The 15,166-nt window shown below is 64.7% G+C and carries 16 protein-coding genes; 6 read left to right on the forward strand and 10 right to left on the reverse strand.

Going from position 1 to position 15,166, the window contains the following annotated elements:
* Positions 1–345: 345 nt before the first annotated feature.
* The 4 genes from CXZ05_RS18845 to CXZ05_RS18860 form a co-directional block, all read right to left on the reverse strand.
* Positions 346–663 (reverse strand): GH32 C-terminal domain-containing protein, encoded by a 318-nt coding sequence (locus tag CXZ05_RS18845; RefSeq protein WP_258006640.1) that lies wholly within the window; start codon positions 661–663, stop codon positions 346–348.
* 158 nt (positions 664–821) lie between these two features.
* Positions 822–1,295, reverse strand: a complete 474-nt coding sequence (locus tag CXZ05_RS18850; RefSeq protein WP_146033119.1) for a hypothetical protein — start codon at positions 1,293–1,295, stop codon at positions 822–824.
* The gene (locus tag CXZ05_RS18855; RefSeq protein ID WP_102974044.1) at positions 1,292–1,489 is read right to left on the reverse strand and encodes a hypothetical protein; all 198 of its coding nucleotides are present in this window, start codon (positions 1,487–1,489) and stop codon (positions 1,292–1,294) included. Before CXZ05_RS18855 ends, CXZ05_RS18850 begins: the two co-directional genes overlap by 4 nt.
* Before the next feature lie 154 nt (positions 1,490–1,643).
* Complete coding sequence (locus tag CXZ05_RS18860) at positions 1,644–2,471, reverse strand: DUF4386 domain-containing protein (protein ID WP_102974045.1); 828 nt, start codon at positions 2,469–2,471, stop codon at positions 1,644–1,646.
* 81 nt (positions 2,472–2,552) lie between these two features.
* On the opposite strand from CXZ05_RS18860, the gene CXZ05_RS18865 reads away from it, so the two are divergent.
* The 3 genes from CXZ05_RS18865 (at position 2,553) to CXZ05_RS23175 (ending at position 4,080) form a co-directional block, all read left to right on the forward strand.
* Positions 2,553–3,263, forward strand: a complete 711-nt coding sequence (locus CXZ05_RS18865; RefSeq protein WP_102974046.1) for a TetR/AcrR family transcriptional regulator — start codon at positions 2,553–2,555, stop codon at positions 3,261–3,263.
* Between the two features lie 282 nt (positions 3,264–3,545).
* A complete protein-coding gene (locus CXZ05_RS18870; RefSeq protein WP_102974047.1) occupies positions 3,546–3,908 on the forward strand; it encodes a cupredoxin domain-containing protein in 363 nt (120 codons plus the stop codon).
* A gap of 10 nt (positions 3,909–3,918) precedes the next feature.
* On the forward strand, positions 3,919–4,080 hold the full coding sequence (locus tag CXZ05_RS23175) for a hypothetical protein (protein WP_180987459.1): 162 nt from the start codon (positions 3,919–3,921) through the stop codon (positions 4,078–4,080).
* A gap of 277 nt (positions 4,081–4,357) precedes the next feature.
* On the opposite strand, the gene CXZ05_RS18875 is transcribed toward CXZ05_RS23175, so the two are convergent.
* The 4 genes from CXZ05_RS18875 to CXZ05_RS18890 form a co-directional block, all read right to left on the reverse strand.
* A complete protein-coding gene (locus CXZ05_RS18875; protein ID WP_102974088.1) occupies positions 4,358–5,194 on the reverse strand; it encodes an aldo/keto reductase in 837 nt (278 codons plus the stop codon).
* 67 nt (positions 5,195–5,261) lie between these two features.
* Positions 5,262–6,083, reverse strand: a complete 822-nt coding sequence (locus CXZ05_RS18880; RefSeq protein WP_102974048.1) for an SDR family oxidoreductase — start codon at positions 6,081–6,083, stop codon at positions 5,262–5,264.
* Positions 6,084–6,147: 64 nt separating this feature from the next.
* The gene (locus tag CXZ05_RS18885; protein WP_180987460.1) at positions 6,148–6,699 is read right to left on the reverse strand and encodes a nuclear transport factor 2 family protein; all 552 of its coding nucleotides are present in this window, start codon (positions 6,697–6,699) and stop codon (positions 6,148–6,150) included.
* 39 nt (positions 6,700–6,738) lie between these two features.
* Positions 6,739–8,241 carry an MFS transporter gene (locus tag CXZ05_RS18890; protein ID WP_102974050.1) on the reverse strand — a complete coding sequence of 501 codons (1,503 nt, stop codon included), beginning with the start codon at positions 8,239–8,241 and terminating at the stop codon, positions 6,739–6,741.
* A gap of 156 nt (positions 8,242–8,397) precedes the next feature.
* On the opposite strand from CXZ05_RS18890, the gene CXZ05_RS18895 reads away from it, so the two are divergent.
* Positions 8,398–9,297 (forward strand): helix-turn-helix transcriptional regulator, encoded by a 900-nt coding sequence (locus CXZ05_RS18895; RefSeq protein WP_102974051.1) that lies wholly within the window; start codon positions 8,398–8,400, stop codon positions 9,295–9,297.
* Between the two features lie 694 nt (positions 9,298–9,991).
* Here the strand turns inward: CXZ05_RS18895 and CXZ05_RS18905 are convergent.
* On the reverse strand, positions 9,992–10,849 hold the full coding sequence (locus CXZ05_RS18905) for an SMP-30/gluconolactonase/LRE family protein (RefSeq protein WP_258006641.1): 858 nt from the start codon (positions 10,847–10,849) through the stop codon (positions 9,992–9,994).
* Between the two features lie 363 nt (positions 10,850–11,212).
* Here CXZ05_RS18905 and CXZ05_RS18910 point away from each other — a divergent pair, with 363 nt between their 5' ends.
* Together CXZ05_RS18910 and CXZ05_RS18915 are read left to right on the forward strand one after the other, a co-directional pair.
* A complete protein-coding gene (locus CXZ05_RS18910) occupies positions 11,213–12,505 on the forward strand; it encodes a DUF6379 domain-containing protein (protein WP_102974052.1) in 1,293 nt (430 codons plus the stop codon).
* 32 nt (positions 12,506–12,537) lie between these two features.
* The gene (locus tag CXZ05_RS18915; RefSeq protein WP_102974053.1) at positions 12,538–14,016 is read left to right on the forward strand and encodes a sugar phosphate isomerase/epimerase; all 1,479 of its coding nucleotides are present in this window, start codon (positions 12,538–12,540) and stop codon (positions 14,014–14,016) included.
* A 62-nt stretch (positions 14,017–14,078) separates the two neighbouring features.
* Here the strand turns inward: CXZ05_RS18915 and CXZ05_RS18920 are convergent, their stop codons facing one another.
* Entirely contained in the window at positions 14,079–15,035 is a 957-nt protein-coding gene (locus CXZ05_RS18920) for a LysR family transcriptional regulator (RefSeq protein WP_102974054.1), read from the reverse strand.
* Positions 15,036–15,166: the final 131 nt, after the last annotated feature.

Raw genomic sequence — 15,166 nt, forward strand, 5'->3', positions numbered from 1 at the left:
GAGCAGGGCGCCGATGCGGCCAATCTCCTCGCCGATGGCAGCGCCGGCCTCGTCATCGGACACCGGCGCCTACCAGCCACCGAAGGAAAATCCGTCCGCGGTATCTTCTTCGCTGCCGCCCGGCGCCTGGTAGACGCCGTCCGGGTGAGAAATCCGGTCACCCTCGGGCAGGGCAAGCGGATCTTCGACGCCGGAACCGTACTACCGCCTCCTTCCGCCTCGCCGAGCCGGCGCGCACCTTCCCGAAGGGGGCAGTGTCGCTGGTCTACGACCGAGCGGGTCGGCAACGGGGAGCTGACCCGCCTTTGACGCCGAATCCGATTTGTTGCGCCCGCCGGGGGTTTACTACTTCTTGGGCAGGAACATCGACGTCTGCAGCGGTGTCACGGTCAGCGACTTCAGCTGGGCTGTCCCGCCGTCAGCGAACTGGGCCATCTTGTCTGCGCCAGCGTTGGGGAACACCTGGTCGGTGATGGTCCTCAAGCCGTTCTGGGCGAACACTTCCACTGATGAGCGGTCCAGATAGATCCGCATGGTGATGTTGCCGTTCCTGTCCAGGGTGACGGGGGCGTGCTCGATGGAAGCAAACGAGATCAGGGCGGCGGGCACGAGCCATCGGGTCCGGGGATTGATACGGAAGCGGGAAATGGTTGCAGTTGTCATGGTTTGGCTCGCCGGTTGGTGCCCTCATGTTCTCGCCGGGATTTGGTCAGCTCGAGAACCCTTCAGCCTCCCAGCGGGCACGCAAGAAGCGGCGGTGCGCAGTGCCGGCCGCCGTTGGTCCTAATCCTTCTTGATCGGCCGACGAGCGATAGGGGACGCTAACGGTACGTGTGGAGCTGGTCCGGGTTGCCGAGCACGCTGGCGGGTTTTCCGGCCAGGGCTGCCGGGAAGACCCGGTCGCCGAGGTTGGATTGTGTGCCACCGCGGGGGCCGAAGTAGTCGCAGACGCGTCCGATGGCGACTTGGACGCGGCCGGCGCGGTGGGCCGCGAGGAGTTCTTGGGACATCCTGGCCCAGAGTTGGCCTTTTTTCGTGTGGGGTTGTAGGCGCGGGTTTCCGTTAGCGGGCGTCCGTCGGGGTCCATACATGTAGACGTTTTCCATGCTGGCCAGACGGGCGCCGTGCTTTCTGCGGCGGCGAGAATGCCAGACTGCAGGGCGGGGAACCATCGGGGACGCCTGCACGTCCTGTTGCTTCACGAGTCGGATGGTCTGGCCGCGGTGCCGGAGGGCGTCGAACGTGGCGAGACCGATTGCCCCGGTGCCGAAGATGACGTGCAGTCCCGTGCTCATGCCTCGGCCGCTGCGGTCGGCCGTCCGGGGCACCGCTCCGTCGTCGATCGGACGGGAATGAGGATTTGGAGCAGGAGTCCGGCGATTGCTGTGACGACGAGTGCTCCGCTGGCGCCGAAGACGATGAATTGCTGGCCGACCTGGATCATGAAGAGGGTGGTGATGATCCAGCCCAGGGCCCATAAGGCTGGCATGGCGGCGGCCGAGATCCAGCAAGGTTCGTCCGACGGGGCAGGGCCAGGGCTTGGGCGGAACCGAGGATGAGCCCATTTATGGCTCCCATGAGGGCAAGATCGGCGAGGGAAGTGCGGTAATTGACGGCAGCGGCGCTGAGGAATAGTCCTTCGGTCATGCCGATGGCAGTCGCGGAGATCCATTCCTTTTGCCGGTTGTTGGCTGCCGGGGTGCTGTGGGTGCTGAGGGGGAGGGAGTAGCGGGGGTGGTGGCGGTGGGGCTGCTGCGGCGTGCGGAGCGGATCAGGATGCAAACGCCCAGTGCGGCCACCCACAGTCCCCAGCCGGTGCTGCCGAGGAGGCCGGCCAGGTCCCAGACGGGGAATCCGGGGACTGCCGTGGCGAGGATGTCGCCCTGGTTCAGCAGGTAGACGATGCTGACGAGGAGCCCGGCGATGCCGAGCCAGCGCGGGAGAATCCTGCTGCGCAGGATGATCACACTGAGTGTGATTGACCACGCGATGACGAGCAACTGGCCCAGGTGTTCTCCCAGCAGCGCCCCGCCGAACTGGTGTTGCGCGGTCCAGGCGGCGTCAACTGCCGCCCGTGTTGGTGCATCTCCGGTGGCGTAGGAGCCGGCGAGGGGCGGAACGACGAACACCCAGCGCAGGAACCCGATCAGGGACAGGAGCACCGAAGCGGCACCTACATTAGTGGCGACCCGCATGACTGGATGATCGCCGAGGCCGAGCGCTGCGGGCAGCAACAGGACCGGTACGGCCAGGAGCCCGTAGGTCCAGGCCGTTGCAAACCACGTCCAGACCAACCCGGGTCCGCCGGCCGCGAAGGCGGGCAGCACAACGCTCGCGGGTTCCCGCAGGATGTCGGGCCAGTCAAACGTTGCCGAAAGGGTGGTGGCTGCCGCGGCGAACGCCAGGGAGCTCAGGACGAACAATCCGCCGGTAACCCGTAGGAGGTTCCTGTTCGGGTAAGTGGATGTCATGGGTCCGTCTTCCAGAGAATGTTGTACGGTGTACAAATACTGTACGATGTACAAAAGATTGTCAAGAGAGGATCCGCTGCAATGCCGCAAGTAGCCCGGAAGTCCAAGCCCGGGCCCCGCCGCACCCTCACGGAGGAGGAGATCCTGGAGGCCACCCTGGACCTTCTGGATGAGGGCGGCATGAAGGCGGCGTCCATCCGGGGCATCGCTGCGCGGGTCGGCGTGGCTCCGAACGCGGTCTACACATACTTTCCGGACAAAGCGGCGGTGGTCCAGGCGGTTGTTGAGCACCTGCTCGGACTGGTCGACCATGCGGTCTTCGCGGACCGCGACGTACCCTGGCGCCAAAGAATTGAAGCTCTCGCCTTGGAGCTGCGGGAACGCCTGACCGCGCATCCAGGCGCGGTCAACCTGATGATTGGCGGCCCCATGAACGGCCCGCATGCACTCGCCCTTAACGAGCGGCTTCTGGGGATTCTCGTGGATACCGGTTTCACACCGGCGGAGGCTGCCAGGGCAGCCTATCTGCTGGTCGTCTACGTCTTCGGCTCGATAGCCCTGGAAGTCGCGGAGTCCGGAGAAACACACCGGTTGCCCCCGGAAGCAGAACGGATTGCCGAACGCCAGGCCGGCTTTTCCGCCATCCCGACCGAAACCCATCCGCTGTCCGCGGCCGCAGCAGTGACCATGGCCGGCTACATATCCACCGCGCAATACACGTGGGGACTGCGGAAAGTCCTCGACGGCCTCACGGTCGGACCCAACGGCGTGGACCAACGAGCTCCCGGCTGAGTTCTCGGTAACGAAGAATTTCAAGACGTGTTCGATACGAGAATCGTGCGGCTTGCGGGCTCACCATTCCGACTGGTCCCGGAGCCGTCGTCCAGTAGCTCGATGGCCAAGGTTCCCGCCGCTGCCCTGCAATAAGGACGGGAGGTGGAATTCATTGACGATCACGATCCACCTGGATGTTCCCCGGAGTGCGCGGGGCATTCGAGGGTTAGCCGGAGTGCTTTTGCACTGGTCCGGGTGCACAATGGACACACACATGCGCGCAGTTGAGGACGGTGGCTGATGAAATCAGCTAAGGCGGTGGGCGCCCTGACACTGGTGGCGATACTGTCCGGAATGGCGGGATGCGGGGTCGATAGCCGGACCCCCTCGGAGACGGCCCGCCCGGCGGCCCCCGCTACAGCGATCACTATCAGGGACTTCTCCTACCAAACGCCCACGGCCGTGTCTTCAGGCGCGACGGTAACGGTGGCAAACATGGATACCGACGCACACTCCGTGACAGCCGACGAAGGATCGGCGTTCGACGTAAACGTCACGGGCAGCGGCGGGACAGCCACGTTCACTGCCCCGTCCAAACCCGGCAGCTATCCTTTCCACTGCTTCTTCCACCCGGACATGCGCGGAACGCTGACCGTCGAATGAAAGGAATTTCTTGAGCTTTGACGTTCTACTTCCTGCCTTCGGAGTCGCTGAATGTGCACTGGTCAATGCTAAAGCTGCACGGAATAACCCGGGGCGCGAGACCTCGATGGGCCGCGAATCCGCGGCGCTGGTCGAAGCTCTCACCGGCCGTTTCACCGGCCACCACGCATGATGAGGGCAGGGCGGAGTGACAGGTCCGCTTCGTGGACGGCGAAACGGGGCGGCGCGCCCACCATCGGTCGCGCTGAAGGGATGAAAGATGGGGTCACCGCCACGATATCAGGCACCTGATCTTTGGGGCAGCTGGCCTGTGGAGGAGCGGACGATGAGTTTTGGGCTGACAGTGGTGACCGCCCCTGACGGGCCGTTGGCGATATCGAAGAGGAGCATTTGGAGGCGCCGGGCTCCGAGCGAGTTTGCCGTAGTGCACTGGTCCTTTCTCGTGCCTGTCAGGCTTCGGGGATGGTGAGGCCGAAGCTGTCGAAGTCGATCTGGTCGGGATCCATGGTGTCTCCGATGTGGAGGCCGTCGATGCGTGCCAGTTCGTCGGCGGTGAGTTCGAAGTCGAACACGTTGAAGTTCTCTGCGATCCGGTCCCGGCGCACCGACTTGGGGATGGCGGAGCGGCCCTGCTGGATGTGCCAGCGGATCATGACCTGAGCGGTGGTCTTGCCGTAACCGTCGGCGATGGCCTGAATGGTGGGGTCGGTCAGGGGTGTGGTGGTGTCGCCCCTGTAGTGCCGGATGCCGCCGATGGGTGACCAGGCCTGCGTGAGGATGCCGTGGGCCTTGTTGGCTGCCTGGAGGTCCGGCCGGGTGTTGTATGGGTGCAGCTCGATCTGGTTCACCGCCGGCACGACGTCTGTTGCGTTCATGAGCGCCTCGAGCCGGACTGGGTTGAAGTTGCTGACGCCGATGGACCGGACCGCACCGTCGGCGAGGAGTCTCTCCAGCGCCTTGTAGGCCTGGATCGTTTTGTCGAAGGTGTTGGGCTGGGCCTGGTGGAGGATCAGGAGATCGATCTGGTCCATGCCGAGCTTCTTGGCGCTTTTTTCGAAGGCGTGGAGCGTGGTGTCGAAGCCGTAGTCGCTGACCCAGACCTTCGTCTCCACGAACACGTCTTTACGGGGGACGCCGGAGCGGCGCAGGCCTTCCCCGACCTCGCGTTCGTTGGCGTACGCTGCGGCCGTATCGATGTGGCGGTATCCAATTTCGAGGGCGGCCTCCACGGCCGCGACGGTCTCGTCGGGAGGTGTTTGGTAGACGCCGAGCCCGACCGAGGGCATGGTGACGCCGTTATTCAGGGTGATGAGTTCAACCACAGCGGGTTTGTCCTTCTTATTGGGCGTTTTGTTAGAGCTGTCCGGCGCGCATTGCTGCGATGACGCCGCCGTCGATGAGCAGGTCTGAACCGGTGATGAAGGCACCTTCCGGTCCGAGGAAGAACGCCGCGATACTTGCGACTTCGGCCGGGGTGCCCATGCGGCCCGCGGCTGAGGTGCGGATCATGTTCCGGTAGCCTTCGGCGAAGGGGCCGGACATCTCGTCCTGGGCCAGGGGAGTGGAGATGATGCCAGGGCTGAGGGAGTTGATGCGTGCCCCGCGGGCGCCCCAGGTGGTGGCTGCTGCCTGGACGCGCAGGGCGTTGCCGCGTTTGGCCAGCGTGTAGGCAGCGCCGGAGTCGCCGACCTTGTCGGCTGCGAGGAACGGCAGGTCCAGCAGTTCCCCGGTGGGGGTGTAGGCGAGCGCGTGTTCGACGTCGCGTGGGTAGCCCTCGCCCATGTGCCCTGCCATGCTGGAAATAACGACGCCGGAACCGCCCGGGGCGATGACCCGGCCGAATTCTTCCAGGACGTAGGCGGTGCCGAGAAGATCAACGTGCAGGACCCGTTCGGTGCTCGCCTGGACCGGGGACACGCCTGCGGCGATGACCACCCGGGTGACGTCCCCGGTGGCCGCGGCTGTGGCGGCCAGCGCGATGACGGCGTCGTGGTCGGAGATGTCGACCTGGTGGGTGGTGACGTCGTAGCCTTCGCCGCGCAGCTGGGCAGCGACAGGGTGCATGGTCTCTTCGTTGTAGTCGGCGAGCAGGACGGACCGGCCGATGCCGGCGACGCGGCCGATCGCTACTCCGATGCTGCCCGAGCCGATGATGACTGCTACTTCTTCTGCCATGATGTGTTTCCTCTACTTGTTGTGAATGTCTGTGGTGGGCTGATGAGCTGAACCGGTGCGACGGTTAGTACGTGCGCGCCCGGGAGTGCTGGGCTTTCCATGTCCCGCCGTCGTGGACGTAGGTGGTGGTGGACTCCAGTGGCCAGGCCCCGCGGGAGCCGTAGATGGTGGCGTCCACCAAGCTCCGGGTGATCGCCACGGCCGAGTCACCGTCAATGGTGACGGTTGCGGAGACCTCCTGGAAGTCGTGATAGCGCATCTGCCCGGACCTGATCTGGGCCAGCCACTCGGCTTTGGTCTGCTCGTACCCGGTGATGTGTACGGCGACGAAGTCCGGGCTGAGCAGGTCATCGAGTTCATCCGTGCGCTGCTCCACGAGCAGCCGGCTCCGCTCCCTGTTCACCTCAAGGACTGCGGCTTCATCGGAGTTCGTGGGCGGGGAACTTGAGTCTTCGTTCATGGGGCTGGGACTTTCTGAGGTTGTTGCCTGGGACAGGGTTGGTTCATTGGATTCTGCACCGGGTGAGGTGGCGGCTGGTGTGCAGGCGGCCAGGACCGCGGCCAGGGAGATGCTGGCCAGCAGGGCGCTGCCCGGCTTTCTGAGAAGGAACGGCAAGGTGATCCTTTCCATACTCTGCCTCGGGCCAAATCACTTTTAGTAGTGGGTTAGTACGGTCGCGGAATCAGTGGACGATCCATCGACGACTGCATCGGAGGGGCCGGTGGAACGGACGAGCGCGAATGAAGTGACTGCGGCAAGAATGAGGGCACCGGCAGCCCACCAGAAGGCAGTAACGTAACCATGAACAGCGGCCTGATCCGCTGCCGCGGTTGCGGCGGTTTGGTTTGTTGCCAGCCAGGCGGCGGTGGCGCCGGCGGCGATAGCGCTCATGAGTGCGGTTCCGACGGCTCCGCCGATCTGCTGGGAGGTATTGACCATGGCGGAGGCGACACCGGTGTCCGCCGGGTCGACATTGGACGCGGCAAGGACCATGGAGCACATGAAGGCGGTTCCAAGGCCCAGGCCCATAACCACGCTGGCGGGGAAGACCACTTGCCAGTACGCGTTCTCGACGGTCAGTCGGGTCAGCCAGAACATTCCGGTGGCGCCGACAAGGTAGCCGCCGCTGATCAGCCACCGGACGGGAAGCCTGCCGATGAGTCGTGTCCCGAGCTGGGTGGAGCCGAAAATCAGGCAGGCCACGAGGGGAAGGAAAGCCACGCCTGTCAGCAGTGGGGAGAAGCCGAGGATGGACTGCATGTAGTAGGTGAGGAAGAGGAACTGGGTGAAGTTGCCGGCCATGGCAAGGGACACGCTGAGGTAGGCGCCACCCCGGTTCCGGTCCAGGATGACGCGCATCGGCAGCAGGGGAGCCGCGGCCCGGTTTTCGACGGCGACGAACACGGCCAGCAGGACCACGGCCGTCACGAATGAGGTGCTAGTGGCTGTTGCGCCCCAGCCTTCGGTCTCGGCCCGGTTGAGTCCGAAGACCAGGGCGGCGAGGCCGACTGAGGCCAGCACGGTGCCGGGGACGTCAAGGCGTTGACGGTGTCGTTCAGCGCCAGCATCACGGACGTATATGAGGGCACCGGCGACGGCGACTGCACCGAAAACGATGTTGACGAGCAGGGTCCACCGCCAGGAAGCGAACTCGGTCAGTACCCCACCGAGCAACAGGCCGATAGCCCCGCCGGCACCAGCGACGGCGCTGAACACACCAAACGCGGTGGCACGCTCCTTACCGTCCGCGAAGGTTACCGACAGCAAGGACATGGCAGCCGGGGCGAGGAGAGCGGCGAACACGCCCTGCAGGACCCGGGCGACCAGCAGCATTTCGATATTCCCGGCGAAACCGCCCAGCACCGAAGCGACACTGAAACCAACGAGCCCAACGATGAACGACCGCCGGCGCCCCCACTGGTCCGACACCCGCCCGCCCAGGAGGAGCAGCGCCCCGAAAGCCAGACTGTAAGCGGTGATCACCCACTGGCGGTCGGCGTCGCTGAACGCCAAATCCAGCTGGGCCTGCGGGAGTGCGATGTTCATGATCGAGGCGTCAAAGATCACCATCAGCTGGGCAATCGAGATGAAGACCAACGCGGTCCAGCGCCGGCTCCTGGTGACGTCCGCGGGGTGTGCGGCAAGTGAGTCTGTCATTCAGGGATTCTCCGTAGAAGTCTTGGATAGTTGAGGCGCTTTCGCGTCCCTTCATCAACAAGTCAACCGTCACACCTGTTGCCGAGGTAGTGGCTGGTGTTCCATGTAATGCCAGTACCTCCCACCGGCCATCTGTTCGCGCGTACCGTGGAAACCGTGAGCAACAACAGCGAAGTACGCGAATTCCTCAAATCACGGCGCGCCCGGATCACCCCGGACGCTGCAGGGCTGCAGGTCTACGGCGGATTGCGGCGCGTGCCCGGACTCCGCCGCGAGGAACTGGCCATGCTCTCCGGCATGAGCGTCGACTACTACAACCGGCTCGAACGCGGAAACCTCACCGGTGTATCCGACAGCATCCTCGAATCCCTCGCCCGTGCCCTCAAACTCGACGACGCCGAACGCACCTACCTCTTCGACCTCGCCCGGGCAGCAAACCAGAAACGGCCCCGGCAGCGCCGGCGCGGCCCGCAGAAGCTCAACCCGGCCATCCAGCACCTGCTCGACGGCATGACCGGCATTCCGGCCTTCGTTCAAAACGGGCGGCTCGATGTCCTCGGCATGAATGACCTGGCGCGGGCGCTGTACCACCCCAACGGAGACGAGCCGGAGCAGCCGCAGAACTTTGCCCGTTTCGTCTTCCTCGATAACACCTCGCAGGAACACCTGACGGACTGGGAGTCAACGGCGCAGGACGTCGTCGCGATCCTCCGGCAGGAAGCCGCCCGCGACCCCCACCACCGCGACCTCACCGACCTCATCGGCGAGCTCGCCACCAAAAGCGAAGACTTCCGGACCATGTGGGCCGCGCAGAACGTCCGCCTCCACCGCTCCGGTTCAAAGCCGTTCCACCACCCCGTCGTAGGCGACTTCGAGCTCACCTTCCAGGCCATGCAACTCCCCGGCGATGAAGGCCTCACCCTCATCGCCTACAGCGCCGAACCCGGCACCCCCGGACACGACGCACTCAACCTGCTCGCCACCTGGGCCGCTACGATGCGGAGCGGAACCAACCAAAAAGTGGGGGGCGCGCATGCCCGTCCCGGGACCATCTGAAACACGAACGCGTCGTCCGCACAACCACCAGCTCGGCCGCCCGTTCCGGCGTGAGGGTCTTTTTAGCGGCTGACTGGCTCCTTCGCTTCCAGGAGCGCGAGTTCGTGGCGGCGGGGGAATCCTTCCCAGTCGCCGGGGACCAGGCAGCGAAGGCGCCGGTGGCGGTGGCGGTGCGCAGGCGTTCTTTGGGCGTTCGGCCTTCCATGAGTTCAGCAAGGTAACCGGCGCCGTCGGCACCAAGCTTGATCACGGCCTGGCCCGGCCCCAAGGGCGGCGATTTTCCGGGCCAGCTTCTCGGGTTCACCTGGGCCGACGGCGATCGCTGCCTCGTCCTCGCCGGCGAACACGATGTCCGCCAAAGGGATGATGTCGCGGTAGACGCTTCGGCACCCTCGGCGGACCAGAGGTTGCGCGGAAGTTAAGGTCGAAGGACGTCCACCCCTTGGGCGCGGATTTCGCGCTCCACCAGCTGCCCCAGGAGTCTGCACCGACCCGCCCCGCACCAGACGGCGTTCAGGCCGAGGCGCTCGAGGCCGAGGCGACATTGGACTCGGAGCCGCCGATGCCCAGGCTCATGGTGGAGGCGTGCGCGAGCGGGCCGGCCTGGTCGGCGCGCATCAGCGCCATGGTCTCGCCGGACGCCTGTACTCAAGTTGAGGCGTCGGACTGCCACCGGCGGTGCGGGAGCAACAAGTCAATGCGGTGCGCCAGGACCTGATCCGCCTGCTGGGTTCGTTTTCTGGGCAGCGTCCCGTGTGCTGGTATGGATCCGGTAGAGGCTGGTGGTTGCCGTTATGAAGAGATCGCGGCCATCGGGGCCGCCGAAGCACACGTTGGACACCCGCTCGGGCAGCGGAAGCGTGGCAAGAAGTTCGGCGGACGGGGAGTAGACCTGTACCGAAGGCCCGGCCGAAGTCCAGATCCTGCCTTCAGCGTCGACGCGAAGACTGTCGGCCGGGTGATCGTCGTCGAACTCGATGAAGGTACCGGTGGCGGTGCAAACGCCGTCGTTTACGTCGTAGGCGGAAATTCTCAGCGGCACGCCGTGACTGGGGCCAGCTGTGTCCGCCACGTACAGCACCGACTCGTCGGGTGAAAAGGCAAGTCCGTTCGGGTGGATCAAGTCCTTAATCACGTCAGTGAGGGTGTCGGTCGCCGGCTCGTAGCGGAAGACGTAGCAACCGGCGTACTCCTGCTCGCCCTCGTGCCCCTCCGCGGTGCCGGGCAGGATCCCGTAGGGCGGGTCGGTGAACCAGATCGTCCCGTCTCGGGCGATCACCACGTCATTGGGCGAGTTCAGCCGCCTGCCCCCGAAGGAATCGACCAGAGCGGTTACAGTCCCTTCACGGTCGCGCTCAACCCGGCGCCGTCCGTGGCTGCACTGCACAACGCTGCCATCGGCGTCCAGGGTCCGGCCGTTGGTGAACTCGACTCCCGTCGCGTACTCGCGGGTCATTCCCGTCGCGGGGTAGAACTCGAGTATGCGGTCGTTCGGTATGTCGCTCCAGCGCACGGCCTCGGATGAGGGCACCCACACCGGGCCCTCGGCCACACGGTGCCATTGAAGAGCCGCTCAACCCGGCGGGACATCAGTTCTGGACCCATGCAATATCCTCCTTTGATCCACCTAGTATTCCCGCCTGTCGTGGCGGAGCGTGTTACGGCACGCGTGCCTGCTGGTTTCCGCCAACGAGCTCTTTTGGAGGAACAAGCATCTGTTCGGCGGCTGAACCGTTTTCGTCGCTGGCTGACCTGGCGGGCGTGATGTCCCGTTGGAAATCCGGGAACGCAAGGCTCATTGGCATGACCGCGTCAAAGACCCCTCGACGACTTGTGACTATTTAGCGCTTACTTAGGCACGAAACCTGCAGAACGCTGCTAAGCTGGGTTTCGCACCTAGAGAGAGTGAGCAACGATGCTTCTCGAAAGAGACCTCATCCAGTCCGTCGGCTTCCGCAACGTAACCGAGGGCGGGCGTGTGACCGGCTTCCAGTTCCGGGTCCGGATGCCCTCCTACCGGGGCATGGCCGCATCGCTCATCGACGGCATTGCGGTCCGCGTCGGCAAGCTTATCGACGTCGGCCCTGAGGTTCCGCTGTGGACCCTCGGCGGGCGGACCTACACCCTGCATCAGCTGTGGGAAAGTGACGGCGTGCGCTGGCCCCTTGAGGAGGCGGCGGTAGTCACTGTTCCGTTCGACGGCGGTCTGCCGCAGGGCGTCCATGAGCTCACCATCGAACTGCGGCTGCGCATGTCCTATATTCCCGTCGAGCACCAGCCCACCATCCACCGCGTCAGCCGTGCGGTGACGCTGGCCCCGGAGGGCGGTGAGGGAATCTTCCGCTACGGCGTTTCCCTCTACAGCTTCATGGGCGACTACGGCACCGTGATGGACCTGGAAACCTCCTTGGCCTCCATCGCCGATGTGGGCGCCACCGGCGTCGAAATCCTCGGCGAGGGCCACATTCCCGGCTATCCGGAACCCACCCCGGCGTGGATCGACAACTGGTTCAGCCTGCTCGAGAAGTACTCCTTAGAGCCCACGAACTACGGATCCTGGATCGACACACGGCTGCACCCGGGCCGGCGCATGACCGTAGCCGAGGGAGCCGAAGCACTGCAGCGCGACCTGAGGCTTGCCCACCGGCTGGGCTTCGGCTTCGTCCGGCCCAAGATCGGGGTCGTATCCAGCGACCTGGTTCCCGACCCTATCTGGACCGCGTCCGTGGAACGCTCCCTTGACCTCGCCCATGAGCTGGGGATCATCATCTGCCCCGAGATCCACTCGCCCACGCCCATCAAGCATCCCGTCGTTGACGACTACATCAGCCTCATCGAACGGACCGGAACAAAGAACTTCGGCCTGCTCATCGATACCGGAATCTTCCAGGACCGGCCCATTCCGCTGCGCGAAGGCGAGACCCGCGAAACCCGGCCCGCCTTCCTGGACGGCATCGGCGTCGACTCCGCCGACTTCGCGGACATCGCCAAGTACGTGGTGTTCGTCCAGGCGAAGTTCCACGACATCAACGAGCAACTCGAGGACCAGCAGATTCCCTGGCTGCCCGTACTCAAGGCACTCAAGGACGCCGGCTACTCCGGCTACCTCTCCAGCGAATACGAAGGCGAACGCACGCCCTGGCGGGCCATCGAACAGGTGAGGCGCCAGCACGCCCTCATCCGCCGCATCACCTCCGAACTTCCCTAAACCCATCCCATCTCCCAGCGAAGAGAACAACCATGCCAAACGGACTTCTTGTCGATTCAAGCCTCCGCACCCACCCCGAAGGCCTCGCGCTGGCACTGACGCTGCCGTGGTACCGGAGCCTGTGGCTCTCCTCCGTCTCCAGCCTGCGCCTCACCCTGGATGGCGAGGAGATCCCCACCGGGCACCTGTCGCTGGAACTGGGCGGCGTCCGGTATGCGCTTCCGGACCTGCCGGCACAAAGCGAAACCCTCTGGTACCTCCAGGAACACCCGCTGCTGATCGCCAAGCGGGATACCCCTGCGGCCTTGGGCGAGCAGCACACCGTCCAGCTCATCGGGGAGCTGCGCCTGCCTTATATGCAGATCGCCCCGGGCCAGGACGGTGGCCCCGGGACGTATGTCCCCAACTTCGTGAACCAGACACTCGAGCTGACCGTCACCGACGAGGCAGCGTCGGCTCCTGTTCTGACGACGGCGGTCGCGCCGCCCCCGCCGAAAGCCGAGGAGGACCCGTTCTCGCTGGGACTCACTCTTTACTCGGCCAGCGCCGAGTTCCGGGCCGGCTGGTACGACTTTGACGGCCTCCTGAACCGTGTGGCGGAGCTGGGCATCGGCCCCGGCATCGAGATCGTGGCCTCCCAGGTCCTGCCGACGTATCCGCACGTCTCGGAGGACTTCGCCCGTTTCTGGCAGGAGGCCTTCGACAAGCACGGCTTCACCGCCAGCTCCTTCGGCGCCAACCTGGACATGGGCCGCCGCCGCGACCGGGACATGACACCGGACGAGGAATACGAGTTCACCGAGACCCTCTTCCACGGCGCGAAGAAGCTCGGGTTCCCGCTGGTCCGCATCCAGAGCGCAAAGCCGGAGCTGCTGCGACGGCTGCTGCCGCTCGCCGAGGACCTGGAGCTCAAGCTTGCCTACGAGATCCACGCACCGTTGGGTCCCAACTCGCCGGAAATTATGAAGGTCCGCGACGTATACGAGGAGCTTGATTCACCGCTGCTGGGGTTCGTGGCGGACTTCTCCTCCACCATGCACAGCATGTCTCCCACGCTCCTGCGTGCGGTCTGCCGTGCCGGGCTCGACGGCGAAGCCGTCCAAGAGCTGCAGGCCATCTGGGCCACCGACGCCTCGATGCGGGCACGGCAGGAGGAGTTTATCGGCTACCTGCGGGGTCGGGATTTCGATCCAGCCCGCCTCGGTTCCTTCGCGCACCTGGCCTTCAACATGCACGGCCACGTCAGCCCGAAGGAGTGGGCAGACATCCTGCCCCAGATCATGCATGTCCACGCGAAGTTCTACGACATCGATGAGCACGGCAACGAGCCCGCCATCGACTACCCGGAACTCGTCCGCGTGTTCGTGGAGGGCGGCTACCGCGGCTACTGGTCCAGCGAATGGGAGGGCCACGCCTTCGCCGAGCTCGGCGAGGTGGATCCGCTGATGCTGGTCCGCAAGCAGCATGACCTCATCCGCAAGAGCATGCGGTCTGCGCTGGCATCAGCCTGACCCTGCAACCGGCTTTTGCAGCCTCAGTGCCCGTCCGTTCATCTGGCCGGGCACTGAGGCATTTAAGCCGGGACCTTAGGGGCGTCCTTGGCGGCTGCGGCGGCAACGATGTCAGCAGCATCCTTGAAGAGGCCGCGCATCCACTCATGCTCCGAATCACGGTTGTGCACCGGATGCCACCACAGGGCGTTCACCAGCGGCGTGGCATCGAAAGGCAGCGGCAGGACCCGCACGCTGCCCACACGCAGCGCAAACGGTATCAGCGCTGCCTGGATGAGTGCGATCCGGTTGGTTCCCACCACAAAATGCGGCAAGGACTGGAAGCTCTCCACCACCACGTCCACCCGCGGCTCAACACCGAGCTGCATAATCTGGCGTTCGGCCGAGGTCGACGCCGAGCGGGTCTGGTAGGTCATCACCCACGGAAGTTCGGCGATGTTCTCCATGGTGATTTTTTCGCCGACGGCTTGGTTGGAGGAAGAAACGACGGCGACCCAGCCGTCCCGCCACAGGTCCAGGTAGGGGAGCCCGCTGAGGAACCCGTGCGGAATCACCATGCCGTCCACGGACCGGAGTCGGTTGGCTGCGTCTTCCACCACCATCGGATTGTGCAGCATGAACCGGAACCGGACGCCGGGGGCGCGCTCGGCCGCAAGCTCGGAAACAACCCGCCCAATTGTGGTGAACCCGTAATCCGAGCCATAAATGGAAAACTCGCGCTCGGATTCACTGGGCTCCCAGGTTGCCTGACTCTCGAAGACGCGGCGCGCGGCCTCCAGTGCTGTGGTGGTGTGCTCCGCCAGTCGCAGGGCGAAGGGTGTGAGTTCATAGGCATTGCCCCGGCGGGCCAGGATGGGATCCCCGAAATGGGACCGCAGCCGCGCCAGCGAGGCGCTTAGCGCCGGCTGGCTGAGATGGAGCCGCTCGGCCGCCCTCGTCACGCTCCGCTCGGTAATGAGGGCATCCAGCGAGATCAGCAGGTTGAGGTCGAGCCGGGAAAGCTGGACATTATTCGTCACGACGCGGCGATCTTTCAACGGTGAACTTTCGTCAGGCCAGTGTATCAGCGGGATCAATACGTTTGGTGGGACGCATCACATCCTCCGATGCATGGCTTTCGCAGACCCCCGTGAAACTTATGTCTGGCATC

Origin of the sequence: Arthrobacter sp. AFG20 (assembly GCF_002892795.1) — a bacterium.
In the GTDB taxonomy this organism is placed as follows: domain Bacteria; phylum Actinomycetota; class Actinomycetes; order Actinomycetales; family Micrococcaceae; genus Arthrobacter.

Bases quoted from the DNA above. Each gene is read 5' to 3' on its own strand.
- CXZ05_RS18845 (WP_258006640.1), bottom strand. From the start codon at position 663: ATGACAACTGCAACCATTTCCCGCTTCCGTATCAATCCCCGGACCCGA.
- CXZ05_RS18910 (WP_102974052.1), top strand. From the start codon at position 11,213: ATGCTTCTCGAAAGAGACCTCATCCAGTCCGTCGGCTTCCGCAACGTA.
- CXZ05_RS18890 (WP_102974050.1), bottom strand. From the start codon at position 8,241: ATGACAGACTCACTTGCCGCACACCCCGCGGACGTCACCAGGAGCCGG.
- CXZ05_RS18855 (WP_102974044.1), bottom strand. From the start codon at position 1,489: ATGCCAGCCTTATGGGCCCTGGGCTGGATCATCACCACCCTCTTCATG.
- CXZ05_RS18865 (WP_102974046.1), top strand. From the start codon at position 2,553: ATGCCGCAAGTAGCCCGGAAGTCCAAGCCCGGGCCCCGCCGCACCCTC.
- CXZ05_RS18850 (WP_146033119.1), bottom strand. From the start codon at position 1,295: ATGAGCACGGGACTGCACGTCATCTTCGGCACCGGGGCAATCGGTCTC.
- CXZ05_RS18880 (WP_102974048.1), bottom strand. From the start codon at position 6,083: ATGGCAGAAGAAGTAGCAGTCATCATCGGCTCGGGCAGCATCGGAGTA.
- CXZ05_RS18875 (WP_102974088.1), bottom strand. From the start codon at position 5,194: ATGCCCTCGGTCGGGCTCGGCGTCTACCAAACACCTCCCGACGAGACC.
- CXZ05_RS18870 (WP_102974047.1), top strand. From the start codon at position 3,546: ATGAAATCAGCTAAGGCGGTGGGCGCCCTGACACTGGTGGCGATACTG.
- CXZ05_RS18915 (WP_102974053.1), top strand. From the start codon at position 12,538: ATGCCAAACGGACTTCTTGTCGATTCAAGCCTCCGCACCCACCCCGAA.
- CXZ05_RS18860 (WP_102974045.1), bottom strand. From the start codon at position 2,471: ATGACATCCACTTACCCGAACAGGAACCTCCTACGGGTTACCGGCGGA.